A 2,490-nucleotide genomic window follows, 5' to 3' on the forward strand; every position below is an offset into this window, starting at 1 on the left:
TACCAATAACGGTCCAGCCAACGGCACGGTCTCGGTCAACCCGGACGGCAGCGTCACTTACACGCCAAACGACAACTACCACGGTACAGACAGCTTCACATACATCGTTACCTCCGGTGGGGTATCGGAGTCCACCACGGTGAACGTCGATGTCACGCCAGTCAACGATGCGCCAGTGGCAAAAGATGATACCGCTGTTACTGATGAAGATACGCCAGTGACGATTGATGTCCTGCCAAACGACACCGATATTGATGGCGATAAGCTGTCGATTGACTCGGCATCTGTGCCGAGTGAGCAAGGGACAGTCGAGATTGTTGACGGCAAACTGGTGTTCACACCGGCTGAGAACTTCAATGGTGACGCCGAAATCACTTACACCGTGACCGATGGTGCACTGACCGACCAAGCGACGGTCAACGTCACCGTGAATGCGGTGAACGACACGCCTGTGGTTGAAAGCAGCATTACAGACCAAACCTTGGCGGAGGACTTTACGCCATACAGCATCGATCTGAATACGGCTTTCAGTGATGTAGATAACGTGGATGGCGATCTGACCTTCAGCGTCTCTGGCAACAGCAACATTCAAGTGGCAATCGTCAATGGGATTGCTACGTTCACTCCAACCGCAGACTGGAACGGCTCAGAAGCGCTGACGTTTACGGTTACCGATCCAAGCGGCGAAAGCGTTAGCCAAACGGTGAACTTCACAGTGGCCCCTGTGGCGGACATCGTGGCAGATAAAGCGACGGTTGTGGAAGACACGCCAACCATCATCAAGGTCTTAGGTAACGACACGTTCGAAGGCAACGACAAAGTGGTGTCGCTGGATACCAATAACGGCCCAGCTAACGGCACGGTCTCGGTCAACCCGGACGGCAGCGTCACTTACACGCCAAACGACAATTTCCACGGGGCAGACAGTTTCACCTACATCGTTACGTCCGGTGGGGTATCGGAGTCCACCACGGTGAACGTCGATGTGACGCCAGTCAATGACGCGCCAGTGGCAAAAGATGACACGGCGATGACTAACGAAGATACGCCAGTGACGATTGATGTCCTGCCAAACGACACTGATATTGATGGCGATAAGCTGTCGATTGACTCGGCATCTGTGCCGAGTGACCAAGGTACAGTCGAGATTGTTGACGGCAAGTTGGTGTTCACACCGGCTGAGAACTTCCATGGTGATGCCGAAATCACTTATACCGTCACCGATGGTGCACTGACTGACCAAGCCACGGTCAACGTCACCGTGAATGCGGTGAACGACACGCCTATGGTTGAAAGCAACATTGCAGACCAAACCTTGGCGGAAGATTTCACCCCATACAGCATCGATCTAAATACTGCTTTCAGCGATGTGGATAACGTGGATGGCGGGCTGAGCTTCAGTGTCTCTGGTAATAGCAACATTCAAGTGGCGATCGTCAATGGCATTGCTACGTTCACTCCAACCGCGGACTGGAACGGCTCAGAAGCGTTAACCTTTACGGCGACCGATCCAAGCGGTGAAAGCGTTAGCCAAACGGTGAACTTCACAGTTGCGCCTGTGGCGGACATCGTGGCAGATAAAGCAACGGTCGTGGAAGACACGCCAACCATCATTAAGGTCTTAGGTAACGACACGTTCGAAGGCGACGACAAAGTGGTGTCGCTGGATACCAATCACGGTCCAGCCAACGGCACGGTCTCGGTCAACCCGGACGGCAGCGTCACTTACACGCCAAACGACAACTTCCACGGGGCAGACAGCTTCACCTACATCGTCACCTCCGGTGGTGCCAGTGAATCCACCATTGTTAACGTCGATGTCACACCAGTGAATGACGCGCCAGTGGCAAAAGATGATACAGCTGTTACTGACGAAGACACGCCAGTGACAATTGATGTTCTGCCAAACGACACCGACATTGATGGCGATACGTTAAGCATTGATTCGGCGTCTGTGCCGAGTGACCAAGGTAAAGTCGAAATTATTGATGGAAAACTGGTCTTCACACCGGCTGAGAACTTCCATGGCGATGCTGAAATCACTTACACCGTGACCGATGGTGCACTGACTGATCAAGCGACGGTCAACGTCACCGTAAATGCCGTAAACGACACGCCTGTGGTTGAAAGCAGCATTGCAGACCAAACCTTGGCAGAAGACTTTACGCCATACAGCATCGATCTAAATACCGCTTTCAGCGATGTGGATAACGCCGATGGTGAGTTAACGTTTAGTGTCTCTGGCAACAGCAACATTCAAGTGGTGATCGTCAATGGCATTGCTACGTTCACTCCAACCGCAGACTGGAACGGCTCAGAAGCGTTAACCTTTACTGCCACCGATCCAAGCGGCGAAAGCGTCAGCCAAACGGTGAACTTCACGGTAGCCCCTGTGGCGGACATCGTGGCAGACAAAGCGACGGTTGTGGAAGACACGCCAACCATCATCAAGGTCTTAGGTAACGACACGTTTGAAGGCGACGACAAAGT

General features: G+C 52.9%; 1 protein-coding gene. It reads left to right on the forward strand.

Annotated elements, in window-relative coordinates:
- Positions 1 to 2,490: tandem-95 repeat protein (locus R7044_RS23935; RefSeq protein WP_225455841.1), on the forward strand; the 2,490-nt coding region annotated here is incomplete at both ends.

This window comes from Vibrio sp. 1402 (genome assembly GCF_033340275.1).